This window comes from Pseudomonas sp. IT-P2 (genome assembly GCF_949767575.1).
Lineage (GTDB): Bacteria > Pseudomonadota > Gammaproteobacteria > Pseudomonadales > Pseudomonadaceae > Aquipseudomonas > Aquipseudomonas pharyngis.
The window spans coordinates 381,690-406,964 of the sequence record NZ_CATKQA010000033.1; the positions used below are offsets into that span (position 1 = coordinate 381,690).

Sequence of the window (25,275 nt, forward strand, 5' to 3'; positions counted from 1 at the left end):
GGTCCTAGTGGGTCGGGCCGAGGAACGCCAGCCATCGGCGTTCGGCAAGACGGAACAGGCCGACCAGCGCAAAGGTGATGGTCAGGTAGATCAGCGCGGCGATGCCGAACGACTGGAAGGTCAGGAAGGTCGCCGAATTGGCGTCCCGCGCGACTTTCAGGATGTCGGGGATGGTCGCGGTGAAGGCCACGGTGGTCGAATGCAGCATCAGGATCACTTCGTTGCTGTAGTACGGCAACGAACGGCGCAGCGCCGACGGCATGATCACGTAGGCATAAAGCTTCCAGCCGGTCAGCCCGTAGGCCTTGGCCGCTTCGACTTCACCGTGGTTCATGCTGCGGATCGCCCCGGCGAAAATCTCCGTGGTGTAGGCGCAGGTGTTGAGGGCGAAGGCCAGGATCGTGCAGTTCATCGCATCGCGAAAGAAACTGTCGAGCAGCGGTTGCGCGCGCACGGCGGCCAGGCTGTAGATCCCGGTGTAGCAGATCAGCAATTGGATATAGAGCGGCGTGCCACGGAACAGGTAGGTGTAGAACTGCACCGGCCAGCGAATGTAGAAGTGCGGCGAGACCCGGGCGATCGACAGCGGAATCGACACGATGAAACCGAAGAAGATCGAGGCGCTGAGCAGCCACATCGTCATCGCCAGCCCGGTGATGTTCTGGCCGTCGGTATAAAGGAAGGCTTTCCAGTATTCCTGCAGGAGTTCGATCATCGTACGGCCTCCCGGGCACCGGCGGCGTAGCGGCGTTCGAGCCAGCGCAGAATGAAGTTCGAGGCACTGGTGATCAGCAGGTAAATCAACGCGGCGAGGACCAGGAAGTAAAACAGTTGATAGGTGCTTTTACCGGCGTCCTGCGCGGCCTTGACCAGATCGGCCAGACCAATGATCGAAACCAGCGCGGTGGCCTTGAGCATCACCATCCAGTTGTTGCCGATGCCCGGCAGGGCGAAGCGCATCATTTGCGGGAACACCACGAAACGAAAGCGCTGGCCGCGCTTGAGGCCATAGGCGGTGGCGGCTTCGACCTGACCGCGCGGCACGGCGAGAATCGCCCCGCGGAAGGTTTCAGTGAAGTACGCGCCGTAAATGAAGCCCAGGGTCAGGACCCCGGCGCTGAACGGGTCGATCTCGATGTATTCCCATTCCAGGTAATCGGTGAGCGTCGTCAGCCAGGTTTGCAGGCTGTAGAAGATCAGCAGCATCAGCACCAGGTCCGGCACCCCGCGAATCAGCGTGGTGTAGAGCTGGGCGGGCAGGCGCAGCAGTTTGACTTTTGACAGCTTGGCACTGGCGCCGAGCAGGCCGAGCAACACGGCCACCAGCAGCGACAACGCCGACAATTTGATGGTCATCCAGGTGCCTTCCAACAGCAAAGGGCCAAAGCCCTTGAGGCTGAAGGCGGAGAGCCCCAGATTTTGCAGGAGGTTTTCGAACATAAATCAGCAACCTGACTGAATGAAAAAGGCGCCCATCGAGGATGGGCGCCGGGGCATTATTTGCCGCTGTACAGATTCAGATCGCCAAAGTGTTTCTTTTGAATCTCGGCGTATTTGCCATCATCGTGTAACGCTTTGATACCTTTATCCAAAAGCGCTTTCAGCTCGGTGTTACCTTTCTTAATACCGACAGCGGTCTTGGCTGGCAGCAAGTGGTTGTCGACCGGCTTGCTGACTTCATAATCGGCGCCCTGCGGCGACTTCAGAAAGCCCAGTTCGGCCTGCAGCATGTCCTGAATGCCCGCATCGAGACGGCCGGAAGTCAGGTCGGAATACACCTGGTCCTGGTTCTGATAGGCCTGGGTTTTCACGCCGGCCTTGTCCAGCACGGCTTTGGCATAGGCTTCCTGGATGGTGCCTTGCTCGTAGCCGACGGTTTTGCCTTTCAGCGAAGCGACGTCGTCGGTGATGCCCGAACCTTTTTTCGACACGTAGGCCGTCGGGCCGGAGAACAGCTCGCTGGAGAAATCGATGACTTTTTCACGGGCTTCGGTAACGGTCATCGACGAGATCACGCCGTCGAATTTATTGGCCTTGAGGCCCGGAATCATACCGTCGAAGTCACTTTCGACCCATTTGCACTTGACCTTCAGCTCGGCGCAGATCGCGTTGCCCAGATCGATGTCGAAGCCAACCAGGCTGCCGTCTGCCGCTTTCGACTCGAACGGTGCGTAGGAAGGGTCAACGCCAAACCGCAGTTCTTTGTATTCCTTGGCCAGCGCGGAGCCGGCGGCCATGCACAACGCCAGTGCAGAAAGGGTCAGCAATGCTTTTTTCATTATTCAATCCCTAAGAACCAATATGAGCGCTTGTGGCGCGGAATGATTGTTACTGGAGCGCTTACGACTTATAGAAAGTAGCAATTTCCGAACCAGAGTCCCGAACAAGTGTTTTAAAAGGTGTAGCAAGTGCATGCCAAGGTGGGTCAGTGCACGAAAACGGGCGCGACGCAAAAGCTGCACCAGGATGGTTCAGGGGATCGTTCCCATGCTCTGCGTGGGAATGCAGCCCGGGACGCTCCGCGTCCCAAAGCGGACGCAGAGCGTCCATTGAGGCATTCCCACGCGGAGCGTGGGAACGATCGGGGTGAGGGGGGAGTATCGGGGGAAGGGAATCAGACCAACAGGTTCTGCAAGGTCGCCAGGCTGTCGGCCTCGTCCACGGTCTTGTCCTGCCGCCAGCGCAACATGCGCGGGAAGCGCACGGCGATGCCGCTCTTGTGCCGGCGGGAGAGGGCGATGCCTTCGAAGCCCAGTTCGAACACCAGACTCGGCTTGACGCTGCTGACCGGTCCGAATTTTTCCACGGTGGTCTTGCGCACGATGCTGTCGACTTCGCGCATTTCCGCATCGGTCAGCCCGGAATAGGCCTTGGCGAACGGCACCAGCGCCCGCGCACTGGAACCGGGCGGGCCATCCCACACCGCAAAGGTGTAATCGCTGTAAAGGCTGGCGCGGCGACCGTGACCGCGCTGGGCGTAAATCAGCACCGCGTCGACGCTGAACGGATCGACCTTCCATTTCCACCACACGCCCATGTCCTTGGTCCGGCCGACGCCGTACATCGCGTCCCGGGCCTTGAGCATCATGCCTTCGACCCCCAGGCGCCGGGAGGCTTCACGTTGGCGGGCGAGATCGAACCAGTCGTCACCCGTCAGAATCGGCGAAGGCAGCAGCACCGGGTTGTTGCAGTGGGCGATAACTTGTTCCAGTTGCTCGCGACGCCTGGCCTGGGGCTGGTTGCGCCAGTCTTCGCCCTGCCATTCGAGCAGGTCGTAGGCGAGTATCACCACCGGCGCGTCTTCGAGGATTTTGCGGTCCAGTGACTTGCGGCCGATCCGTTGTTGCAACAGTGCGAAGGGTTGCACCGCCGGGGCTTCTGTCGACTGCGGGTCGAACGCGTCTTCGGTGACCGGGCGGTTGTTTTTCCAGACCACGATCTCGCCGTCGATCACCGTGCCGTCGGGTAAACCGTGCAGGAGCGTGTCGAATTCGGGAAAACGCTCGGTGACCAACTCCTCGCCGCGCGACCAGACCCACAATTTTCCATCACGCTTGACCACCTGCGCCCGAATGCCGTCCCACTTCCATTCCACCTGCCAGTTGCTCGGCGGCCCGAGCAGGGCCTCGAAGGTTTCCACCGGTTGCGCCAGCGCGTGGGCGAGGAAGAACGGGTAGGGCTGGCCGCCGCGTTGGGCGTGCTCTTCGCTGGATTCGGGGGCGATCAGTTTCAGGTAAGCGGCGGCGTTCGGCCGGTTGGACAGGTCGGTGTAACCCACCAGCCGTTGCGCCACGCGTTTGCTGTCGAGCCCGGCCATGGAAGCCAGGGCGCGGGTCACCAGTAGTTTGGACACGCCCACCCGGAAGCTGCCGGTGATCAGTTTGATGCACAGCATCAGGCTCGGCCGATCCAGTTGCGCCCACAGAGCGGGCAATTGGTGGGCGAGGTATTCCGGGGTTTCACCGCGCAGGGGCAGCAGTTTGTCTTCGATCCATTCGGCGAGCCCGGCCTCGGAGGTGTGCGGGTGTTCCGGCAGCACCAGCGAGATGGTTTCCGCCAGATCGCCGACCGCTTGATAGCTCTCCTCGAACAGCCACGGCGAAAGCCCGGACACTTCGACCGCGAGTTCCCGCAGGATCCGCACCGGCACCAGTTGCCGAGGCCGCCCGCCGGACAAGAAATACACCGCCCACGCGGCATCCTGCGGTTGCGCCTGGGCGAAGTAGGCTTGCATGGCCGCCAGTTTGGCGTTGCTGGAGGTGGTGGCGTCGAGTTCGGCGTATAACCCGGCGAAGTCTTTCATGGTTGCACCTCGGCAACCGCAGGCGTGGCGGTGGAAAGCTCTTCTTCATCGTCACCGTATTCGGTGTTGAAACCTTGTGCGTCCAGCCCTTTTTCGCGCAGATGGCGCACCAGCACGCCAATCGAGCCGTGGGTGACCATCACCCGTTCAGCACCGGTCTGTTCGATGGCCCACAACAGACCGGGCCAGTCGGCGTGATCGGAAAGCACGAAACCGCGATCGACCCCGCGCCGCCGACGGGTGCCGCGCAGGCGCATCCAGCCGCTGGCGAAGCTGTCGCTGTAATCGCCGAAACGGCGCATCCAGCTGCTGCCGCCAGCAGAGGGCGGGGCGATGACCAGCGCCTGGCGCATCATCGGATCGTTCTTTTTCACCTCGCCGGCGTAGATCGTTGGCGGCAGGTAGACGCCGGCCTCGCGGTACACGCGGTTCAACGGCTCGACCGCACCGTGGCTGAGGATCGGCCCGAGGGTTTCGTCGATGCCGTGGAGAATCCGCTGGGCTTTGCCGAACGAATAGCAGAACAGCACGCTGGCCTTGCCGGCCTCGATGTTGGCCTGCCACCACTGATTGATTTCGGCGAACACCTGCGCCTGCGGCTGCCAGCGGTAGATCGGCAGGCCGAACGTCGATTCGGTGATAAAGGTGTGGCAGCGCACCGGTTCGAACGGCGCGCAGGTGCCGTCGGGTTCGATCTTGTAATCGCCTGACGCGACCCAGACTTCGCCGCCGTATTCCAGCCGCACCTGGGCCGAGCCGAGCACATGACCGGCGGGATGAAAGCTCAGGGTGACGCCGTGGTGGGTCAGGCGCTGGCCGTAGTCGAGGGTTTGCAGGTTGATGTCCGCGCCCAGACGCGCACGCAAAATCCCTTCGCCGGCGCTGGCGGCCAGGTAATGCTGATTGCCGCCACGGGCGTGGTCGCCGTGGGCATGGGTGATCACCGAACGCTCGACGGGCCGCCACGGGTCAATGTAGAAGTCCCCGGCGGGGCAGTAGAGGCCTTCGGGGCGGGCGATAACAAGGTCCATGGCGTTACCGGAATGGAGGGACTTGTTAGCTATGAGGTTGGCGCGAAGTCAGAAGTTCTATTGATTTTCTGAACTGTCGCATGATCGTTCCCACGCTCTGCGTGGGAATGCCTCAGGGGACGCTCTGCGTCCAGTGACGCGGAGCGTCACGGGCTGCATTCCCACGCGGACGGTTCGACGCCTCGACGTGGGAACGATCATGGGGGGTTACTTGCCGGGAGTCAGGGTCAACCGCGTCTTGCCATACACCCGGTCAAAGTTCTGCGGCTGCATCGGCAAGCCGATGTACTGGCCTTTGAGCCACGGGTCGATGCCGTTCAGGTAGTTCGGGCTCACCGGGTTTCCGGATTGCCCCGTCCCGTTCTGGCCCATCAGTGGCTCGCTCTGACCGAAATCGACAATGAAACGCATCGACGGCGCACGCGTGGTGTTGAAATCCTGGCCCCAGGCAAACGCCGCGGTGTTGAGGGTGGTGTGGTCGCCGCCTGCCGCGAGCGGGCCGCGGACGGTCTGGCCGTTGGCATTCTTCCACTCGTAGCGGTGCAGTTTGCCCCACTGCCAGGCCCGGCGGTCGCCGCCCAACTGACTGTCGCCGGCGCTGATCGCTGCCGCCAGGCTGCGGGCGAGGATCGCCGGTTTGTCTTCTTTTTGCGGGGTGCGGGCGTCGTCCCAGAACGGACTGTCTTCGCGGCCCAGCAAATGATCGGCCTGGGCGGCGTAGGACAGATCGCCATTGGCGACAAAGGCTTTCCACGCCGGGCTGCTCTGCGGGCCGAGCTCGTCGAGGAATATCTGCTTCATGCTTTCCTGCAGGAACAGCTCGTAGATCGCCGCGTCGGCGGAAGTCGGGCTGAGCTTGCCGTCGAAGGCCATCAAGCGGGTATAGGCTTCGCGGGCCTTGCTGCGCTCGGCTTCCGGCAGTGCGTCGATCGCCTGTTTCAGCGGGTGCGCCATGCCCGGTGCTTCAAACATTTTCTTCAGTTTGGCGGCGAAGGTGGTGGTCTGGTCGTACTGCATGGCAATCACGCTGCGACTGTCATGCTTGCCGCTGCCGGCCAGTTCGGCCAGGCGCTCGCCACGCTCCGGCGCGGCCCAGGAATTGGACAGTTGCATGCCGTAGCCGTGGGGAATGACCCGCTGGTTGGCGGTGCCGAGCCAGCCTTGGGCCGGATCCTGATCGTACGGGTGCAGCATCGGGTCGGCGTAACCGTCCCAGTCGTAGCGACCTTCCCAGCCCGGCGACGGCAGCAGGCCCTCGCCTTCGCGGCGGTTGGGGAAGCGCCCGGTAACTTGCCAGCCGATGTTGCTGGCGTCAGCAAACACCAGGTTCAGCGCGATGGCGCGGATTTCCCGGCTGGCGTCCGAAGCGCGTTCCACGTTCTGGGCGCGGCTCAGGTCGAAAAACGCATCGAGGGATTTGTCGTCGGTGAAGCTCGGCGTCTGCAAGGCCAGGCCGAAGCCTGCGCCCTGAGCGGCGGCCTGGGTGCTGTTGAGCAGTGCGCCATGGCGGGTTTCGTACACCGCTTCACGAATCGGCCGCTGGCCTTTGACGAAATAGGTTTCGTTGCGCACGGCGACCGGTTGCCACTTGCCGTTGACCTCGTAGGACAACGTGCTGCCCTGACGACGGATTTTTTCCAGGAACAGGTCCTGGTTATCGCCCAGCACGCTGGTCAGGCTCCACGCCACCTTGCCGTTGAAACCGCCGAGCACCATCGGCAGACCGGCCACGGTCACGCCGGCGGCCTGGTATTTCGGCGCGCGGATCTGCACGAAACTCCACAGCGACGGAGCGGCCAGCGGGCCATGGCTGTCGCTGGCCAGCAGGCTCTTGCCGCTGCGGCTGCGTTGTGGGGCGATGGCCCAGTTGTTCGACGACTGAGTGCCCAGCAGGTTGATGGCGGCCAGTTGTTCGCTGGCGTTGCTCAGCTCCGTCAGCCCCGGAATCTGCCCGTTGAGCTTGATGCCTTGCAGCTTGTCGGCCTCGGCCAGCGGCAGGTTTTCATCGGGAGCGGACGGGGTCAGCCACGCCAGTTTGTCATTGGTCACGGTCTGCGCCAGCACCAGCGAAGCGATTTCTTCCGGCAGGTTGGCCGACTGGCTGAAGTTCAGCAGGCAGAAGATCAGCGCCGAATCTTCGGGTTTCCAGTATTCAGGCTTGTAGCCGCTGGAAGCCAGATCCCCCGGCAACTTGTCGGCGTAGCGGAACAGGTAGGCGTTGACGCCCCGGGCATAGACCTCGAAGAAGCGCTTGAGCCGTGGCGACGAAGCCTTGTACAGCTCGCCGGCGCTTTTCTTCAGGTTAACGGCGCGCATATAGCGGTCGGCGTCGAGCATCGACGAACCGGACATTTCCGCCAGACGGCCCTGGGCCAGCAGGCGCAGGGTGACCATCTGATTGATCCGGTCGCTGGCATGCACGTAACCGAGGGCGAACAGTGCGTCGTGGAAGCTGTTGCTTTCGATCAGCGGCATGCCCATGGCATTGCGGCGGACCGAAACGTTCTGCGCCAGGCCCTTGAGCGGCTGCACACCGGAGGTCGGCGGGAGGGTGTCCTGGGCGTTCCAGGTCTGACAACCGGTCAGGCTCAGAACACCGGCCACTGCTGCGGCAACGCCGAACCGGGGAAGAAAATGTGAAAGGGCTGGCGAGGCCATGGCAAAGCTCCTGCGGGGGGGTAGAGGCTGGGGGCGCAATAAAGCCGCTACGTTAGTGAGCAGGAGGGGGCCGCGCAAGCGGGGCGAGCGGTTATTTCTTCCCGCTCACGCAGATCGTTCCCACGCTCTGCGTGGGAATGCAGCCCGGGTCGCTCCGCGGCCCATTTCTACGCGGGCGGTTCGACGCCTCTACATGGGAACGATCAAGGCAGGTCAGGACTTCGGCGGATTGATCTTCTGCACCAGCGCGTAGGCCTTCACGGTCGCCGGGCGATCCTTTATGTGGTTGAACCAGCGCTGCACGTTCGGGAAGTCTTCCAGGTTCTGGCTCTGCCATTTGTGGGAGACGATCCACGGGTAGATCGCCATGTCGGCAATGCTGTATTCACTGCCGGCGACGAACTCGTTGTTGGCCAGTTGCTTGTCCAGCACCCCGTACAGGCGGGCGGTTTCATCGATGTAGCGCTTGATCGCGTAGGGGATTTTTTCCGGAGCGAACTGGCTGAAATGATGATTCTGCCCGGCCATCGGCCCCAGCCCGCCCATTTGCCAGAACAGCCATTGCAACGCCACCTGGCGGCCACGCAGATCCTTGGGCAGGAACTTGCCGGTCTTTTCCGCGAGGTACAGCAGGATCGCCCCGGACTCGAACAGCGACAACGGTTCGCCGCCGTCAGCCGGTTCATGATCGACGATTGCCGGGATGCGGTTGTTCGGGGCGATTTTCAGAAAGTGCGGCTGGAACTGCTCGCCCTGGCTGATGTTGATCGGGTGCACGTCGTAGCGCAGGCCCGCTTCTTCGAGGAACAGGGAAATCTTGTGGCCGTTGGGCGTGGTCCAGTAATACAGGTCGATCATGGAAAGCTCCAAATCAGGAAAATGGCTTACGTGCGGACAGCAAACGCCGGCTTCAGGTTGTCCTGTGTGCGTTCGATAGCTTGCTTAGTCACAGGAGGTGATGCTCAAGTACGGGAAATTCAATGACCCCGCGTGAGAAAAATCGCCATGGAACTCAAGGCCAACGCTGCACTGATCATCATCGACCAGCAAAAAGGCATTCTGGAACCGCGTCTGGGTCGACGGAATAATCCGTTGGCCGAAGAACGAATCCTCGACTTGCTGAACTTCTGGCGGCGCAGCGGACGGCCGGTGATCCACGTGCAGCACCTGTCGCGCTCGCCGAATTCGGTGTTCTGGCCCGAGCAATCAGGCGTGGATTTTCAGGAAAGGTTTTTACCGCAGGAAGGCGAGTGGCTGATCCAGAAACAGGTGCCGGATGCGTTTTGTGCGACGGGGCTTGAGGCGAAGTTGCGTGAGGCGGGGATCGGGCAGTTGATCATTGTCGGCGTGGCGACGAACAACTCGGTGGAATCCACGGCACGCACGGCAGGCAATCTGGGGTTTGACGCGTGGGTGGCGGAGGATGCGTGCTTTACCTTCGACAAGGCCGACTATTTCGGCACTTTGCGTTCGGCGCAAGAGGTACATGCGATGTCGCTGGGGAATCTGCACGGGGAGTATGCGACGGTGGTCGGCAGTGCCGAGATTCTCGGGGCAGCCTGATACTGATCGGGGAGTGCGCCGGCCTCATCGCTGGCAAGCCAGCTCCCACATTCGACCGAGTTGCTCCTGATGGAGCGCGATCCCCGTGGGAGCGAGCTTGCTCGCGATGGCGGTGTGTCAGGCGAAGAGGATAATTGCCTGAAACATCAAGCGCCGTGGCACTTCTTGAATTTCTTGCCATTGCCGCAGGGGCAAGGGTCATTGCGGCCAACGTCTTTCAGGGCGTTGCGCACCGGTTCCTGGTGAGCGTGGCCGCAGTTCGGGCCGTGGACATGGCCATGGTCGTGATCATGGTGGTGATGGTCATGATCGTGGTTGCAGTCTGGGCCATGGACATGAGGTTGCTGGGTCATCGGGGTCACTCCGTAATCAAATCGGCGGGGATTATCACGCCATTGCGCGCCAGGTGCACGTAGTGAGCGATGAATAAACCGGTTTCCATCTCGCCCTCCAGTCGATAGGGAATCTGCTGGTTCGGGTTTTTCAGCATTTTCACCACCTCTTTCACCTTTGGCCACAGGTTGGTACGGATCGGCACCTTGTAAAACGCGCTGCTTTTGGGGTTCACCGTGATCCAGTGTTCGTGCTCGCCTTCGGCCAGCAGCATGTCGGCCAGGTGTATGCGGTATTCCAGGCCGCGCACGGTCAGGTCGCTGTCATTGGGGTTGTCGATGCGAAAGTGCAGGATGAATTTCTGTTCCAGCAACTTGGCGCGCACCACTTCGACTTTCACCAGGTGCACGGCGGGGTCGCGGGCGTCGTCGGTAAACCAGGACGCGCAGCCGCCGAGCCCCAGAAACATGAGCAGTGAGAAGACCTGGATTGTGCGCCAATGACCGAGCATGGTTTAACTCCCTTTGCTGCCCAGTCTAGCCTCAGCTGCTGAAATACCCCGCACAGCATTTCTTGAACTTCTGGCCGCTGGCGCACGGGCAGGCGTCGTTGCGGCCCAGCTTCAGTTGCACGGTCGGGTCGATGAAGTACCAGCGCCCGCTGTTCTGCACGAATGACGAGCGCTCGCGGTGGCTGTGTTCGCCCTGACCGTCATGCCAGCGCGCGGTGAAGGTGACGAACGCGTGCTCCGGCTGGCCGCCGAGCACTTCCGAGCTTTCCACGTCCAGACCGAGCCAGGTGCTCTGGGCGCTCCAGTTGCTGATCGACTGGCGATCCAGCCCCGCTTGCTGGGCGGGCAGGGTGGTCGCCACCAGATAATCGATCAGGCCCAGCACGTAGGCGCTGTAGCGCGAGCGCATCAGGGCTTCGGCGCACGGGGCCGGGTGGCCGGCGTGATAGTGACCGCAGCAGGCATCCAGCAGGTTGCCGCTGCCGCAAGGGCAAATGGCTGTACTCATTGCATTACCACCAGTATTTCCCGAAGTTTTCCGGATTGGCCCAGAACCGCGAGTTGAGCCAGTCGGGGACTTGTTTGTAGTCAAGCAGATCGTAGGTGAAGAGTGTCAGTACCTGCTCGTCACGGGCGAAGCGTTCGCTGGCTTGCAGGGCCAGAGAGTAAAAATCGGTTTCCTGCCAGCCGCTGGCCGGCAGATCCGCCAGCACGGCGATGCGGCTGGCGTTGAGGTTGCGGATCCCGCCCAACAGGTTCAGGCCGTCGCGCTTGGGCAAATGTTCCAGGCAATCGACCACCAGCGCCAGGTCGAAACGGCGGGCCGCCAGCTCCGCCGGCAACGCACCGGGCGCGGCGTGCGCGACGCAGGTGTCCGGGTGCGCTTCCTTGAAGGCAGCCAGCGCCGGGAACTCGCTGGCGCCGATCAGCAGCAGACGTGCCGGGGCGTAGCGGTCGAGCAGGGCGGCCAATGCCTGCTGTGGCGTGCGGGAAGAAATGGCGACGTTCATCGAAGCTCCTCAATCAGAGCGCCAAGACTAGCCTGCCCGGACGCCAAGGCCTAGATCTCTGTCCTGCGGGTTTGCGGCAAATTCGTCGAAGTCCCGTGAACAGGCGCACAAACAGCAATGGCCTATTGCTGGCGGAGATTAAAACTCCGGTCTTTACTCCCTGAATCGGTTCTAAGCCGATCCCTCAGGAGAAAACTAGATGAGCATAGTTCGGACAGCATTACCCTTGGTTCTGCTAACCAGTGTGTTGACTGGTTGCGCAGGTTTGCAGAAAACCGACTGGCCGACCTGTGCGGCAGTCGGTGGTGTCGTCGGTGCGGGGCTCGGTGCGACCGAAAGCTCCGCATGGGCGGGGTATGGCGCGTTACTCGTCGGCGGTACGGCAGCGGCCTATTGCTGGGTTCACGGTGACGGCGATGAAGACGGCGATGGTGTGCCGGACAGTCGCGACAAGTGCCCGGGCACGCCTAAAGGCGTACAGGTCGATGCCGACGGCTGCCCTCCACCAGCCCCTGCACCAGTGGTCGAAGAAGCTGTAGTGGTCAAGGAAGAAACCATTGTCATCCGCGATGTTCACTTCCAGTTCGACAAGGCCACGCTGACCCCGGCCGACAAACTGGTCCTGGATAAGGTCGCTTCGCGCCTGAAACAGGAATCCAGCACCGCGCAACTGACCGTGACCGGCCACACCGACAGCGTCGGCAGCGATGCCTACAACCAGAAACTGTCGGATCGCCGCGCGCACTCGGTGGTCAAGTACCTGGTTGAAAGCGGCGTACCGCAAAGCAGCTTCGTGTCGGTGACCGGTGCCGGTGAAAGCCAGCCGGTGGCAGACAACAAAACTGCGGACGGTCGCGCGCTGAACCGTCGTACCGAAATCAAAATCAACCGCTAGCCCCCTCGCATCCGCGGCTTGTGCAGTCGCGGATGCGGGTCTTTACTCCTGTGTAACCGGTATGGGCCGGTGACACAGGAGCTTTAACGATGAGTGTTCTTACAAGGTCCGTCTTGCCGGTTCTGCTGCTGGGCAGCCTGTTGACCGGTTGCGCCACCCACAGCGATGGCACCGCTCCCCTCAATCAACGTACCTGGCCGATCTGCAGCCTTATTGGCGGACTGGTCGGCGGCGGTCTCGGCGCGCTCGAAAGTGGCGGCTGGGCCGGCGGTGGCGCTGCGCTGGGGATCCTCACCGGCGGATTGATCTGCTATGCCCAGGATGGCGATGAAGACGACGACGGCGTGTTCGATCGCCGCGACCGTTGCCCCGATACCCCGGCCAACACCCCGGTCGACCACCGTGGCTGCCCGTTGCCGCAATACCCGCTCACCGAGAAACCCGCCGAACCGGCCCCGCAAACCGAAGTCATCACTCTCAACGATGCCGGCAACGTGCTCTTCGACTTCGACAAGTCGGATTTGAAACCGGCCGCAAAAAGCCAGCTCGACACGCTGATGGACAAACTGCGCAATGCCGATGTGGTGAGCATCAAGGTCATCGGCCACACCGACAGCAAGGGTTCGGATGCCTACAACCAGGCGCTTTCGGAACGTCGCGCCAGCAGCGTGGCGGAGTATTTGCTGAGTCAGGGCCTGGCGCCGAACAAACTCACCAGTGAAGGGCGCGGCGAAACCGAACCGGTCGCCGATAACAACACGGACGAGGGGCGTGCGCAGAACCGTCGGGTGGAACTGCACATCAATCGTTAGGATGGGTCTGTAGTCCGCGGGCTAGAGCTGTCGGTCGATGAACGTCGTCGAACCGGCAGCCATCCGGCGGTGGATCGGTTTTTTTCATTTTTCCCTCTGGCTTATCCCCTGCAGAAGCCGTTACTGTGCGCCCAAAGAATAATTCGCAACACGGGGGAGCGTATGAAGGTGTTCTGTGGGCTGGGGCGATTGTTGACCCTGCTGTTCTGCTGCGTGGTGCTGGCCAATCAGTTGGTGCCGTTTGTTCATCCGCTGCACCTGCTGGTCAATCTGGCCGGCGGTCTGCTGCTGGCGATCCACGTGCTCGAAGTGCTGCTGTGCAACCGCAGCCTCAAGGGGCGTCCGCACCCTTGGCGTGATCGTGGCCGCATCCTGTTGTTCGGCGTATTCCACCTGCAAACCATCCCGGCCCCGGCCGCTCCGGAGGCTTCCCATGCGTAAACTCTGCCTGCTTGCTGCATTCATCAGTCCCCTGGCCTGCGCCCAAGTGGTCAGCGTCGAAACCAACTCGCTGATGCGTCTGCCGAACACCGCCAGCACTCTGCAACTGGAGAAACTGGTGGTCGCCGATTACGGCACTTTGCTGATTCCCTCGAACGTGACCGAACTGAGTGTCGGCGAATTGCAGCTGGGCCATGAAGCGCGCATTGCCATCGTGCCGAGCGAACAGGCGCTGGAGATGAAAGTCAGCCGCGCCGAACTCGCCGAAGGCAGCCAGATCACCGCCCGTGGCGCACCGGGCACCTACGAAAAAGCTGCCCGCGCCGGGCGCAATCTGAATCTGCAGTTCAAGGCGTTGAACGCGCCGAAACTGGTGGTCGATGCCCGTGGCGGCACCGGTGCGCCGGGATTTGTCGGGCTTGATGGCGCCAACGGTCAGGAGCCGGGTTGCACCTGGGGTCAGGCGGGACACGGTTTTGATGGCAGCAACGGCAGCGATGGTCAGCCGGGTGCACCGGGCGCGCTGGTGCGACTTGAAGTACCGCGCGAGTTTCCGGCTGAGCTGATCAAGGTCGAAGTCGCCGGCGGTGCCGGTGGCCCGGCCGGTCCTGGCGGTAAACCGGGGGCGGGTGGCAAATCCAAGGGCTGCCTGGTGTATCGCGCCGACGGCGGCAAGAGCGGCAAGCCGGGGGCTGACGGGCAGCCGGGGCCTGCGGGTGCGGCGGGGTCTGTCACCGTACAGCGCCTGTAATCGATTGCTCCCACCCTCTACGTTGATCGTTCCCACGCTCTGCGTGGGAATGCCTTTAGGGACGCTCCGCGTCCAGTGACGCGGAGCGTCACGGGCTGCATTCCCACGCAGAGCGTGGGAACGATCAGGTAAAACGCGCTTGTCAGAACGAGGGGCGCGCAGCAGCCACGGCCACCAGCAGCACCCCGATCAGCAGGTTGAACCCGACCACCTTGCGAATCCGCCCCAGCACTGCCGCACCCGCCGGCCAGTCCTTCGCCTGCACCGCCGTGCGCAGTTCCGGCAGCATCAATGCCTGAATCCGGATGAACAACGCGGTCATCACCACATACAACCCCATCATCACCTGCACATAGCGCGGTGCGTTGTCGAAGGCGATGTGTTGCAGGTGCAGCATGCCCACCCCGGTCACCGGCAGCAGAATCACCGCTCCCCACACCCAACGAAAAAAACCTTGAAACACTTCCACCCAGAGCGTCAGGCGCCCGGGACCGTCCAGGGCCTTCATCGCCGCAGGGCGCAGCACCATCCAGGCGAAAAACATACCGCCGACCCACACCAGCGCGGCCAGTACATGGATGGGGTAAACGAGGCTAAAAGGTGTCATTGGGGTACTCCGATCTGCGCAGGATTGATTCGCGGGGTATGATAGCCCCCCATCCGAACCACTGAAAATTTATCCAGCGTTTTTTGCGCCCGACACTCAATGATCAGCACTGAACTCAAAACCACGATCCAGGGCGCCTACTCGCGTTTTCTAGAGGCCAAGAGCCTCAAGCCGCGTTACGGCCAACGCCTGATGATCGCTGAAGTCGCCAAGGTCCTCGGGGATATCGACACCGACGACGAAGGCCGGCGCAGTGGCGACCCCGCGATTGTCGCGGTGGAAGCCGGCACCGGTACCGGCAAGACCGTGGCCTACAGCCTGGCCGCGATCCCGACGGCCAAACTGGCCGGCAAGCGCCTGGTGATCGCCACCGCCACCGTCGCCCTGCAAGAGCAGATCGTCTACAAGGATTTGCCCGACCTGATGCGCAACAGCGGGCTGAACTTCAGCTTCGCCCTGGCCAAGGGCCGTGGCCGCTACATGTGCCTGTCCAAGCTCGACATGCTGTTGCAGGAAGGCCACGCACAGACCGCCACCGCCCAGTTGTTCGAAGAAGAAGGCTTCAAGATCGAGGTCGATGAGGCCAGCCAGAAGCTGTTCACCAGCATGATCGAGAAACTCGCCGGCAATAAATGGGACGGCGACCGCGACAGCTGGCCCAACGCGCTGGAAGACGCCGACTGGGCGCGCCTGACCACCGATCACAGCCAGTGCACCAACCGTCACTGCCCGAACTTCGGCCAGTGCGCCTTCTACAAGGCCCGCGAAGGTATGGGCAAGGTCGACGTGATCGTCACCAACCACGATATGGTGCTGGCTGACCTCGCACTGGGTGGCGGGGCCGTGTTGCCAGACCCGCGCGACACCATTTATGTATTCGACGAAGGCCACCACCTGCCGGACAAGGCCATCGGCCACTTCGCTCACTACACGCGCCTGCGTTCCACCGCCGACTGGCTGGAAACCACCGCCAAGAACCTCACCAAACTGCTGGCCCAGCACCCGCTGCCGGGCGATCTCGGCAAGCTGATCGAGCAGGTGCCGGAGCTGGCGCGGGAGATCAAGACCCAGCAGCAGTTCATGTTCACCGCCTGCGAACAGATCGCCGACTTCAAGCCCGGTGAAGATGTCGAAGGCCGCGAACGTCCGCGTCACCGCTTCATCGGTGGGGTGATTCCCGAGCACATGCGCGAGATGGGCATCGAGCTGAAAAAAGGCTTCGCCCGCCTCAACGACCTGTTCACCCGCCTGACGGATCTGCTCAAGGAAGGCATGGACGGCGAGGTCAACATCGGCATCGCCAGCAATCAGGCCGAGGAATGGTATCCACTGTTCGGCAGCCTGTTGTCCCGTGCCTCCGGCAACTGGGAACTGTGGACCGCGTTCACCGCCGAAGACCCCGAAGACAACCCGCCGATGGCCCGCTGGCTGACCCTGGCCGAAAGCGGTTCGCTGTTCGACATCGAGGTCAACGCCAGCCCGATCCTCGCCGCCGAAACCCTGCGCCGCAGCCTGTGGAACGTGGCCTACGGCTGTCTGGTGACCTCGGCGACCTTGACCGCCCTCGGCACCTTCGACCGCTTCCGCATGCGTGCCGGCCTGCCGAAAAAAGCCGTCACCGCCGTGGTGCCGAGCCCGTTCCATCACGCCGACGCCGGTGTGTTGCGGGTGCCGGACCTGAAGGCCGACCCGCGGGATGCCGCTGCCCACACCGCCGCGATCATCCGCGACCTGCCGGAACTGGTCGAAGGCTCGCGCGGCAGTCTGGTGCTGTTCTCGTCGCGCAAACAGATGCAGGACGTGTTCGACGGCCTCGACCGTGACTGGCGCAAGCAAGTGTTCATTCAAGGCAACCTGTCGAAACAGGAAACCCTGAACAAGCACAAGGCGCGGGTCGATGGCGGCGATTCCAGCGTGTTGTTCGGCCTCGCCAGTTTTGCCGAAGGCGTGGATTTGCCGGGGGCCTACTGCGAACACGTGGTGATCGCCAAGATCCCGTTCTCGGTGCCGGACGACCCGGTCGAGGCGGCGCTGTCGGAGTGGATCGAGGCCCGTGGCGGTAATCCGTTCATGGAAATCTCGGTGCCCGACGCCTCGTTGAAGCTGGTCCAGGCCTGCGGCCGACTGCTGCGTACCGAAGAAGACCGCGGCACCATCACCTTGCTGGATCGGCGGCTGGTCACCCAGCGCTACGGCAAGGCGATCCTCAATGCGTTGCCTCCTTTCCGTCGTGAAATATCCTGAGACATCGGTGGGCAGTTTTGCCCGCCGCGCTGTCTATCTCTCTGTCACTGCTTTTCCATTGGCCCTTGCGGGTCGTTAGGGAGAATTCCGTTCTCATGATTCGTCGTTCGTTGCCTGCCGTTTTTGCCCTGGTTTTCGCTGCGCCTTTAATCGCGGCACCTGCCGGCCAGCAGACCCTGTTCAACTTTGTTCGCCCCGCCGATGTGGTGAAAGTGGCGACCGAAAACGCCGACCTGCCGCAAGCCAACGCCGAGCAGACTCCCGAGGGTGAAGTGCTGCGCCGGGTGACGTTCAACCCGACGGCCCGCCCGACCTTGCGTCTGTCCCCGCAGACCGGTGCCTGGGACTGGTCACAGTCCGGCATGATGAGCCTGCGTATCCAGAGCGCGATGAACTGGGCGGTGACCGTCTACGTTCAGATCCAGAGCAATGACGGCAAGACCCTGGTCAGCCGCGTTGACCTGCCGGCCGGCCCGGCGCAGACCTTGCTCGTGCCGTTGACCGCGACCTCGCCACTCAGCCAGGGCATGAAAGCCGGCCCGGTGATGCCGATGACGATCGATGGGCAGCGCATTCTGCTGGCGAGCAGCAGCGGTGAGCTGGATCGCAGCCAGGTGGTATCGGTCAGCCTGTCGATGGACCAGCCGAAAGCCGCGCAAAGTCTGTTGCTCGAGCGCTTTGGCGTGCAGGACGAGGGCGAGGTGATCAAATCCGCCTACGGCAATCTGGTGGATGCCTATGGCCAATCCACTCGCGGCAAGTGGCTGGAGAAAGTCGCCAATGACGAACAACTGAAATCCGCCGCCGCCAAAGAACAGCAACAACTGAACACCTGGCTGGCCGAGCGCGAAAAATCCTCGCTGGACAAGTTCGGTGGCTGGAGCAAAGGCCCGGCGTTCAAGGCCAGCGGTTTCTTCCGCACCGAAAAGCGTGAAGGCCGCTGGTATCTGGTGACGCCCGAGGGCCATCCGTTCTATTCCCTGGGCGTAAACACCGTCAGCCCGGAGGTCAACCAGACCTACGTGGCAGGCCGCGAATACATGTTCGAATCCCTGCCCAAACCGGAAGAGCCACTGGCCAGCCACTTCGGCGAAGGTGATAACCGTGGCGGCAACGGCGCCGATCAGGGCCGTGGCTACAACTTCGGGCGTTGGTACGACTTCTACGGCGCCAACCTTCAGCGTCTGTATGGCGAGCCGTGCACTTCGGACAGCGGCAACAAGGCCGGAGTGGCCGAAGCCGCCAAGGCCGGGGCCGCTGAAGAAGCGGCGACCAACGCCAGTGCGCCGGTCGCCGCCTCCGAACAGCCGAAAGCCGGGGTTGCCGAGTCGGCAGCCACCAGCGGGCAAAGAGTTGCGACGCCGTGCAAAAACACGGTCGACGAGCAAAAGTGGGCCAGCCACACTCTCGACCGCCTGCAAGCCTGGGGCTTCAACACGGTCGGTAACTGGAGCGCGCCTGTCCTCGGTGACGCCGAGCGCATGCCGTACACCTTGCCGCTGTCGATCGTCGGCGATTACACCAGCATCAGCACCGGGACCGACTGGTGGGGCGGCATGCCTGACCCGTTCGATCCGCGTTTCGCCATGGCCACCGAACGCGCCGTGGCGATTGCCGCCCGTGACCATCGCGATGATCCGTGGTTGATCGGCTATTTCGCCGACAACGAACTGGCCTGGGCCGGCCCCGGCGATGATCCGAAATCCCGTTACGCGCTGGCCTACGGCACCCTGAAAATGACCACCGACGTTCCGGCCAAACGCGCGTTCCTCAAGCAGTTGCGCGACAAGTACCGCAATCAGGCGGGGCTGTCGAAGGCCTGGGGCATTGATCTGCCGGCATGGGAATTGATGGAAGACCCGGGTTTCGAGGCGCCGCTGCCGAACCCGGAGCATCCGGAAATCGAGGCCGACTTCAAATACTTCCAGAAGGTCTTCGCCGACACCTACTTCAAGACCATTTCCGACTCGCTGAAATGGCACGCGCCGAACCAGTTGCTGCTCGGCGGCCGTTTCGCCACCAGCACCCCGGAAGCCGTGGCGTCCTGCGCCCAGTATTGCGATGTGCTGAGCTTCAACATGTACACCCTGCAACCGCAGGACGGTTATGACTTCGCCGCGCTGCGCAGCCTCGACAAACCGGTGCTGATTACCGAATTCAACTTCGGCTCCACCGACCGAGGCCCGTTCTGGGGCGGTGTGACCCCGTTGAGCAAGGAAGAAGACCGTGGCCCGGCCTACGCCAACTTCCTCAAACAGGCGCTGAGCGAACCGTCGATTGTCGGCGTGCACTGGTTCCAGTATCTGGACCAACCGGTGACCGGGCGCCTGCTCGATGGCGAGAACGGCCACTTCGGTCTGGTTGGCGTCACCGATCTGCCGTTCCAGGGTTTTGTCGAAGCCGTGCGCAAGAGCAACCTGGCGACCGTCGATCAGTTGAGCAAAGAGGCGCAGAAGGCGGCTGCCGCAGCGGACAAGGCCGGCCACGAAGCCGAAGGCGGCCGTAAAGCGGACGCCGGCAAAGGCCCGGGGCAGGGGGCAGGCCACACCGGCGGGCATTCCGGCAACGGCCACTGATCAATACGAAACCTGAAGACCGCCCGGCCCGCAGCGGTTCCCAAAAGCTTCACGGGCTGGAACAATGCGGGCCACTTTGTAGAGCGTTTTCGCGGGGGAGTTGCGGGTGCAGATTCAGGGACATTACGAGCTTCAATTCGAAGCGGTGCGCGAAGCTTTCGCCGCACTGTTCGACGATCCCCAGGAACGCGGCGCCGCGTTGTGCATCCGGGTCGGCGGCGAAACCGTCCTCGACCTCTGGTCCGGCACCGCCGACAAGGACGGCGCCGAGGCCTGGCACAGCGACACCATCGCCAACCTGTTCTCCTGCACCAAGACTTTCACCGCCGTCACCGCGCTGCAACTGGTTGCCGAAGGCAAGTTGCAGCTCGATGCGCCGGTTGCCCGTTACTGGCCGGAATTCGCCGCCGCCGGCAAGGAATCCGTCACCCTGCGCCAACTGCTTTGCCATCAGGCCGGTCTGCCGGCCCTGCGCGAATTGCTCGCGCCGGAAGCGCTGTACGACTGGCAAACCATGGTCGACGCCCTCGCGGCCGAAGCACCGTGGTGGACGCCGGGCACCGGTCACGGCTATGCCGCGATCACCTACGGCTGGCTGATCGGCGAATTGCTGCGGCGCGCCGATGGTCGTGGACCGGGGGAGTCGATCGTGGCGCGGGTCGCCAAACCTTTGGGGCTGGATTTTCATGTCGGTCTAGCCGACGAAGAATTCCATCGCGTGGCGCACATTGCCCGGGGCAAGGGCAACACTGGCGACGCTGCCGCCCAGCGCTTGCTGCAAGTGACCATGCGCGAACCAACAGCGATGACCACTCGGGCCTTCACCAATCCGCCGTCGGTGCTCACCAGCACCAACAAGCCGGAATGGCGCCGCATGCAGCAACCGGCGGCCAACGGCCACGGCAATGCGCGCAGTCTGGCCGGGTTCTACGCCGGTCTGCTCGACGGCAGCCTGCTGGAAAGCGAAATGCTCGACGAACTGACCCGTGAACACAGCCTCGGCGAGGACAAGACCTTGCTGACCCGCACCCGTTTCGGTCTCGGTTGCATGCTTGATCAACCCGACGTGCCGAATGCCACTTACGGCCTCGGCCCGCGTGCATTCGGGCATCCGGGTGCGGGTGGTTCCATCGGTTTTGCTGATCCGGAGCACGATGTGGCCTTCGGATTTGTGACAAATACCCTGGGGCCGTACGTCTTGATGGATCCGCGCGCGCAGAAGCTGGCGCGGGTACTTGCCACTTGTCTGTAAAGCATCGTCCGAGGTTCCAGGGCCGGAACCTCATGGCGAATTTCGTTTCAAAGCGTCTGTTTATCCGGGCGAAAGTCCTCTGATTGTTCACTAATTCTTTTTGTGGGTTTCCAATGTCGTCCAAACAAACTCTCGCCCTGGCCCTGTGTTTCGCAATCACCGGTTGTGCACAGACTCCGAAGAACGACGCCGATGGCGGCAGTTGGTGGCCGTTCGGTTCTTCCGACAAAGTTGCTGCCAAGGAGCCGGCTCCGGCGCCTGCGCCGTTGAAACCGGCCGCCACCGAGCCGGTGGCCAAGGCCGAGAGCAGCAGTCCGTGGTACTGGCCGTTTGGCTCGGACGACTCGGCGGCAGCCAAGCCAGAAGTGAAAGCTGAAGCCAAGCCCGAAGCAAAACCGGTCGAAGTCGCCAAGGCTGAAGCCGACAAGGGCGGCAAATGGTGGTGGCCGTTCGGCGGCAAGGAGCAGGACACGGCCAAAGTCGTGCCGATGCCCGATCCGAAAGTCACTCAAGCCTGGCTGGATGACTACGAACCGCGCCTGCGCACCGCAATCAAGGACAGCAACCTGCAACTCGAACGCCGTGAGAACGTGCTGGTCGTGACGGCGCCGGTGGAAGGCTCGTTCAACCCGGATCGCCCGGCCATGCTGCTGCCAGTGACTCTCGGCCCGTTCACCCGCGTGGCGAAAATCCTCGAAGCCGACCCGAAAACCGCCGTACTGGTGCTCGGTCACAGTGACACCACCGGTGCCGCTCCGGCCAACGTCAAGTTGAGCCAGGAACGCGCCCAGGCTGTGGCGGCGATCTTCCGCCTCAGCGGCCTGCAGCGTGATCGCCTGATGTTGCGCGGCATGGGTTCCGAAGCACCGCGTGCCGCCAACGACAGCGTTGAAGGCCGTGCCCTGAACCGCCGTGTCGAACTGCTGGTGACTCCGCAAAACACCATGGTCGCGCTGCTGAGCAAATACAACATGCCAGCACCTAAGCCGGTGACCATGGTCGCCGCCCAGGACGTCAAGCCTGCCGCCAAACCGGTAACCCCGGCGCCGGCTGCGAAGAAGGCCGCCGTACCGGCCACCAAAAAGGCTCCGGCCAAGAAAGCTGCTGCCAAGGCTCCAGCGAAAAAGGCCCCGGCCAAGGCTCCGGCGAAAAAGACCGCGCCCGCCAAAGCCGCCGCAACCGACAAGAAAGTCGCTGCGACCGATACCACCAAAAAGTGATCCGCTAACGAAAAGGAATGCGCCGTGACCCAGTCTCTGGCAGATATGCGTCGTGATTACACCCGGGACGGCCTGACCGAGGCGCAAGCCCCGGCGGAGCCCTTTGCGTTGTTTCACCAGTGGTTTGCCGAAGCGGTGAAAACCGAACAGGCGCCAGTGGAAGCCAACGCGATGACCCTGGCCACGGTGGATGCGGACGGCCGTCCGCATTGCCGCATTCTGCTGCTCAAGGGGCTGGACGAGCAGGGCTTCACCTTCTTCACCAACTACGAAAGCGCCAAGGGCCAGCATCTGGCGGCGAATCCGTTCGCTGCCATGACGTTCTTCTGGCCGACCCTCGAGCGCCAGGTGCGGATTGAAGGGCGGGTGGTGAAGGTCTCGCCTGAAGAGTCCGACGCGTACTATCAAGTGCGGCCGCTGGGCAGCCGACTTGGCGCCTGGGCCTCACCGCAGAGCCGGGTGATCAACGGCCGGGGCGAACTGGAAGACTTGCTCAAGGCGACCGAGCAACGCTTCACCGACACTCAGCCTCACTGCCCGGAACACTGGGGCGGTTACCGCCTGCTCCCCGAGCGCATCGAGTTCTGGCAGGGCCGCGCGAGCCGTCTGCACGATCGCCTCAACTACCGTGTGCAGGGCGCCGACTGGATTCTTGAACGTCTGGCACCCTGAGCAGTCTACCGAGCGGGATAGCCTGCCGCAGCGGCGTCGAGCCACTTCGGCAGGTCCCGGCGCTTGATCTTCTGCGCCTGAGCCTGCTCCAGCCGTTCGAGCATGAAGGCGCGTTTGCCTTCATCCTTGCCGGCCAGTGACAATGCCAGATCGCGATCCATCCAGCGTTTGATTCGTACATACAGCCACCAATGGAAGTACAGACCGGCGGCGGTGGTGACGACAATGATGAAGTAATCCATGGAAATCCTTGGGTCGGCGGCGCAGGAAATGGAATTTGGCGCTACTGTTGGGTGAGTTCGCGGGCGCCTGTACCGGGCCTGAATGAAAGCAACTTAATCCGGGCGACGCCGTGACAGGCGTCAAGCTGCGGAGTTTAATGAATACCTGTCCTTTGGAGTTGATGCTATGCGTAAGTCTGTTCTGCTGGTTGCTTCCTTTTCCACGATGGCGATGTTGCTGACCGGCTGCCAGTCGAGCCTGACCGGTGACTCCTACTCCCGTGACGAAGCGCGTCGCGTGCAGACGATTCGCATGGGCACCATCGAATCCCTGCGTCCGGTGAAAATTGAAGGCACCAAGACCCCGATCGGCGGCGCTGCCGGTGCAGTGGTTGGCGGCGTCGGTGGCAGCGCGATCGGCGGCGGCAAAGGCAGCATCGTTGCAGCCGTTATCGGTGCCGTGGCCGGCGGCCTGATCGGTTCGGCCACTGAAGAAGGCCTGACCCGCACTCAAGGTGTTGAAATCACCGTGCGTGAAGACGACGGCAGCATGCGCGCCTATGTGCAGCAAGTGCAGGAGAATGAAGTGTTCCGCGTGGGTGAGCGGGTACGGATTTCGACCGTTGGCGGGACCAGCCGCGTTTCGCACTAATCGCAAACGAGCGGTAAAAGAAAACCCCGATCAGGTGACTGGTCGGGGTTTTTCTTTATATGTTCACGAGCTCGCACGAGTACCAATGAAGTATTCCAAGCCTTGCGGAAAGTCGACTTTAAGTAGCTCAGCTGCCTGTCTGACCTGACTCTCTGTCATCTCCAGCTCTCCTGGTTCTATTTCCTCAAGTGGTTTGGATTCAGTGATTTGCGCTAACGCTTGGCTCAATCCGTAGTCTTTGACCTTAAGCTCGAATTGCAACGAGTCATCCTGTTTCTCATCGGGGAAAAATCCGGTGATCGATAAATAGCGCATCTCTTTCTCTTTAGTGAGTTATTTGGGAGTCGTTCTGCCTGGCTTTGCTTTTTTTGTTCGCTCTCCGGTCAAATGATTGAATTCTCCCAAATGAATTCCCAGCTTGTCGTACAGCTCAATAGCGCCGGTTTTGGAGTCCCATTCATATATCCGGCCTTTTCCATCAAGCCAGCGGGCTCTCTTTTTCCCACCACCTCGTACTGAGGCCTTTGACTTCACCCTTTGAGTGTCGGGGAACGCAGGAAGTGTTTCGGGATCATCGTAGTACTTATGGTCTCCAGGTTTGCTGACAACAATGTACAGCGGCTTAACCCCGGACTCCGCCGGAAACACCAATATGAAATCCCGATACTCCGGCGGATAAACCGGATTCACCAGAATCCCGTCCGCCGCTTTCGTCGGCGGGTACACCCAGATATGCGGCGCCTGCGGAGCAGCCTCCAGTTCCGGAATACCAAGAATGTCGGAACCATCCACGGCAGGCGTCCAGACCAGCTCAACACCTTCACCAAGGTCTGCGACAAACCGGCTATCGCGTGCAGCGAACTGCACAACATCAACCATCTCCCAATCGCGATTCTTGCCGGTGTAGAAGCCGTAGCCCTTAAGGCTGCCATCGGCCTGCTGTTCAACGCGCAAGCGCACACGGGTTCGGGCCTGTTTGAGGGCGAGCAACTGGTCTTCGGTATAGAGCGCGCTGTCGCCCAGGTTCGAGGGCACGAACATCGCCACCAGCCCGAGCAACGGACTGATGACAGCGGCGGAGGCCATCGCGGGCAATGCCTTGAACGCCTCACCGGCAAGGGAAAAAGTGCCCAGCCCCGCAGGAATGGCGGTGCCGCTGATTTTCTTGAGCTCAACCCCGCCGCTGCCATCGGCTTCCCGGCCACCGAGCAAAATCAGCTCGCCGTAATCCTTCAGGCTGTCAGTCGGCACCATCCCCGAAGGATTCGAGTAATCGATGATCGCGTCCGGCAACTTGCAGGACTTGGCAAATACGCAGCCCGCGCGCACCGGCTCAGGCTTGTTCGCCGCCACCTCACGGCTACGCTCGAAGGCGTCCTGCCTCGCTAGCATGGCGTCGTACTTGTCTTGTCGTTCTTGCTGATCGGCTAGTTCGGTGGCCGTCATGTAGCGGTAGGTAACGTGATGCCCGTCGCCTGCCGGTGGGTTGGGAACCCGGGGAATGTCCTTTTGACCAGCCACTA

General features: G+C 62.1%; 26 protein-coding genes. 11 read left to right on the forward strand and 15 right to left on the reverse strand.

From position 1 onward, the window contains the following. Window positions 1–4: 4 nt before the first annotated feature. The 7 genes from ACM6JM_RS17910 to ACM6JM_RS17940 all read right to left on the reverse strand — a co-directional run bounded on the left by ACM6JM_RS17910 (window position 5) and on the right by ACM6JM_RS17940 (window position 8,850). Entirely contained in the window at window positions 5–715 is a 711-nt protein-coding gene (locus tag ACM6JM_RS17910; protein ID WP_011332767.1) for an ABC transporter permease, read from the reverse strand. Then, window positions 712–1,440, reverse strand: coding sequence for an ABC transporter permease (locus ACM6JM_RS17915; RefSeq protein ID WP_064593908.1), 729 nt, complete (start codon window positions 1,438–1,440; stop codon window positions 712–714). Before ACM6JM_RS17915 ends, ACM6JM_RS17910 begins: the two co-directional genes overlap by 4 nt. A gap of 56 nt (window positions 1,441–1,496) precedes the next feature. Beyond that, window positions 1,497–2,279: a transporter substrate-binding domain-containing protein gene (locus ACM6JM_RS17920; protein WP_011332769.1), complete on the reverse strand. Its 783-nt coding sequence runs from the start codon at window positions 2,277–2,279 to the stop codon at window positions 1,497–1,499. 335 nt (window positions 2,280–2,614) lie between these two features. Then, window positions 2,615–4,303 carry an ATP-dependent DNA ligase gene (locus ACM6JM_RS17925; RefSeq protein ID WP_414882275.1) on the reverse strand — a complete coding sequence of 563 codons (1,689 nt, stop codon included), beginning with the start codon at window positions 4,301–4,303 and terminating at the stop codon, window positions 2,615–2,617. Beyond that, window positions 4,300–5,334, reverse strand: a complete 1,035-nt coding sequence (locus ACM6JM_RS17930) for a ligase-associated DNA damage response exonuclease (RefSeq protein ID WP_074691386.1) — start codon at window positions 5,332–5,334, stop codon at window positions 4,300–4,302. The genes ACM6JM_RS17925 and ACM6JM_RS17930 overlap by 4 nt, the downstream gene beginning before the upstream one ends. 207 nt (window positions 5,335–5,541) lie before the next feature. Beyond that, entirely contained in the window at window positions 5,542–7,992 is a 2,451-nt protein-coding gene (locus ACM6JM_RS17935) for a penicillin acylase family protein (RefSeq protein ID WP_414882276.1), read from the reverse strand. Between the two features lie 213 nt (window positions 7,993–8,205). Continuing rightward, on the reverse strand, window positions 8,206–8,850 hold the full coding sequence (locus ACM6JM_RS17940; protein ID WP_039771345.1) for a glutathione binding-like protein: 645 nt from the start codon (window positions 8,848–8,850) through the stop codon (window positions 8,206–8,208). A 147-nt stretch (window positions 8,851–8,997) separates the two neighbouring features. Here ACM6JM_RS17940 and ACM6JM_RS17945 point away from each other — a divergent pair, with 147 nt between their 5' ends. Continuing rightward, window positions 8,998–9,555 carry a cysteine hydrolase family protein gene (locus ACM6JM_RS17945; protein ID WP_039771348.1) on the forward strand — a complete coding sequence of 186 codons (558 nt, stop codon included), beginning with the start codon at window positions 8,998–9,000 and terminating at the stop codon, window positions 9,553–9,555. 146 nt (window positions 9,556–9,701) lie between these two features. Here the strand turns inward: ACM6JM_RS17945 and ACM6JM_RS17950 are convergent, their stop codons facing one another. Genes ACM6JM_RS17950 through ACM6JM_RS17965 form a run of 4 tightly spaced genes read right to left on the reverse strand, consistent with a single transcriptional unit; the run spans window position 9,702 to window position 11,409 of the window. Continuing rightward, window positions 9,702–9,908 carry an SEC-C metal-binding domain-containing protein gene (locus ACM6JM_RS17950; RefSeq protein WP_007955014.1) on the reverse strand — a complete coding sequence of 69 codons (207 nt, stop codon included), beginning with the start codon at window positions 9,906–9,908 and terminating at the stop codon, window positions 9,702–9,704. A 5-nt stretch (window positions 9,909–9,913) separates the two neighbouring features. Then, window positions 9,914–10,399 (reverse strand): LEA type 2 family protein, encoded by a 486-nt coding sequence (locus tag ACM6JM_RS17955; RefSeq protein ID WP_011332776.1) that lies wholly within the window; start codon window positions 10,397–10,399, stop codon window positions 9,914–9,916. A 31-nt stretch (window positions 10,400–10,430) separates the two neighbouring features. After that, window positions 10,431–10,907, reverse strand: a complete 477-nt coding sequence (locus ACM6JM_RS17960; protein WP_039771349.1) for a YchJ family protein — start codon at window positions 10,905–10,907, stop codon at window positions 10,431–10,433. 4 nt (window positions 10,908–10,911) lie between these two features. Continuing rightward, window positions 10,912–11,409, reverse strand: a complete 498-nt coding sequence (locus ACM6JM_RS17965) for a DUF6231 family protein (protein ID WP_011332778.1) — start codon at window positions 11,407–11,409, stop codon at window positions 10,912–10,914. Between the two features lie 199 nt (window positions 11,410–11,608). Between ACM6JM_RS17965 and ACM6JM_RS17970 the strand changes: the two genes are divergently transcribed. The 4 genes from ACM6JM_RS17970 (at window position 11,609) to ACM6JM_RS17985 (ending at window position 14,308) form a co-directional block, all read left to right on the forward strand. Further along, the gene (locus ACM6JM_RS17970) at window positions 11,609–12,304 is read left to right on the forward strand and encodes an OmpA family protein (RefSeq protein WP_011332779.1); all 696 of its coding nucleotides are present in this window, start codon (window positions 11,609–11,611) and stop codon (window positions 12,302–12,304) included. 89 nt (window positions 12,305–12,393) lie between these two features. Next, the gene (locus ACM6JM_RS17975) at window positions 12,394–13,116 is read left to right on the forward strand and encodes an OmpA family protein (RefSeq protein WP_414882277.1); all 723 of its coding nucleotides are present in this window, start codon (window positions 12,394–12,396) and stop codon (window positions 13,114–13,116) included. A gap of 162 nt (window positions 13,117–13,278) precedes the next feature. After that, window positions 13,279–13,557, forward strand: a complete 279-nt coding sequence (locus ACM6JM_RS17980) for a DUF1145 domain-containing protein (RefSeq protein WP_039771353.1) — start codon at window positions 13,279–13,281, stop codon at window positions 13,555–13,557. Continuing rightward, a complete protein-coding gene (locus tag ACM6JM_RS17985) occupies window positions 13,550–14,308 on the forward strand; it encodes a collagen-like triple helix repeat-containing protein (RefSeq protein ID WP_039771355.1) in 759 nt (252 codons plus the stop codon). Before ACM6JM_RS17980 ends, ACM6JM_RS17985 begins: the two co-directional genes overlap by 8 nt. Before the next feature lie 142 nt (window positions 14,309–14,450). Here the strand turns inward: ACM6JM_RS17985 and ACM6JM_RS17990 are convergent, their stop codons facing one another. Next, window positions 14,451–14,915, reverse strand: a complete 465-nt coding sequence (locus ACM6JM_RS17990) for a CopD family protein (protein ID WP_074691390.1) — start codon at window positions 14,913–14,915, stop codon at window positions 14,451–14,453. A 99-nt stretch (window positions 14,916–15,014) separates the two neighbouring features. Between ACM6JM_RS17990 and dinG the strand changes: the two genes are divergently transcribed. The 5 genes from dinG (at window position 15,015) to pdxH (ending at window position 22,879) form a co-directional block, all read left to right on the forward strand. Beyond that, entirely contained in the window at window positions 15,015–17,159 is a 2,145-nt protein-coding gene (gene dinG / locus ACM6JM_RS17995; RefSeq protein WP_007952008.1) for an ATP-dependent DNA helicase DinG, read from the forward strand. Window positions 17,160–17,254: 95 nt separating this feature from the next. Next, window positions 17,255–19,735, forward strand: a complete 2,481-nt coding sequence (locus tag ACM6JM_RS18000) for a beta-agarase (protein ID WP_414882278.1) — start codon at window positions 17,255–17,257, stop codon at window positions 19,733–19,735. A gap of 106 nt (window positions 19,736–19,841) precedes the next feature. After that, window positions 19,842–20,987, forward strand: a complete 1,146-nt coding sequence (locus ACM6JM_RS18005; protein ID WP_011332785.1) for an EstA family serine hydrolase — start codon at window positions 19,842–19,844, stop codon at window positions 20,985–20,987. A 113-nt stretch (window positions 20,988–21,100) separates the two neighbouring features. After that, on the forward strand, window positions 21,101–22,207 hold the full coding sequence (locus ACM6JM_RS18010) for an OmpA family protein (RefSeq protein ID WP_414882279.1): 1,107 nt from the start codon (window positions 21,101–21,103) through the stop codon (window positions 22,205–22,207). Between the two features lie 24 nt (window positions 22,208–22,231). Beyond that, a complete protein-coding gene (pdxH, locus tag ACM6JM_RS18015; protein ID WP_085612359.1) occupies window positions 22,232–22,879 on the forward strand; it encodes a pyridoxamine 5'-phosphate oxidase in 648 nt (215 codons plus the stop codon). A 5-nt stretch (window positions 22,880–22,884) separates the two neighbouring features. On the opposite strand, the gene ACM6JM_RS18020 is transcribed toward pdxH, so the two are convergent. Then, on the reverse strand, window positions 22,885–23,121 hold the full coding sequence (locus tag ACM6JM_RS18020; RefSeq protein WP_103386895.1) for a hypothetical protein: 237 nt from the start codon (window positions 23,119–23,121) through the stop codon (window positions 22,885–22,887). A gap of 166 nt (window positions 23,122–23,287) precedes the next feature. Here ACM6JM_RS18020 and ACM6JM_RS18025 point away from each other — a divergent pair, with 166 nt between their 5' ends. Beyond that, entirely contained in the window at window positions 23,288–23,752 is a 465-nt protein-coding gene (locus ACM6JM_RS18025; protein WP_007969461.1) for a glycine zipper 2TM domain-containing protein, read from the forward strand. A gap of 63 nt (window positions 23,753–23,815) precedes the next feature. Here the strand turns inward: ACM6JM_RS18025 and ACM6JM_RS18030 are convergent, their stop codons facing one another. Together ACM6JM_RS18030 and ACM6JM_RS18035 are read right to left on the reverse strand one after the other, a co-directional pair. Continuing rightward, a complete protein-coding gene (locus tag ACM6JM_RS18030) occupies window positions 23,816–24,067 on the reverse strand; it encodes a pyocin S6 family toxin immunity protein (RefSeq protein WP_039771372.1) in 252 nt (83 codons plus the stop codon). Between the two features lie 18 nt (window positions 24,068–24,085). Continuing rightward, complete coding sequence (locus ACM6JM_RS18035; protein WP_163974129.1) at window positions 24,086–25,273, reverse strand: S-type pyocin domain-containing protein; 1,188 nt, start codon at window positions 25,271–25,273, stop codon at window positions 24,086–24,088. Between the last annotated feature and the right edge of the window lie 2 nt (window positions 25,274–25,275).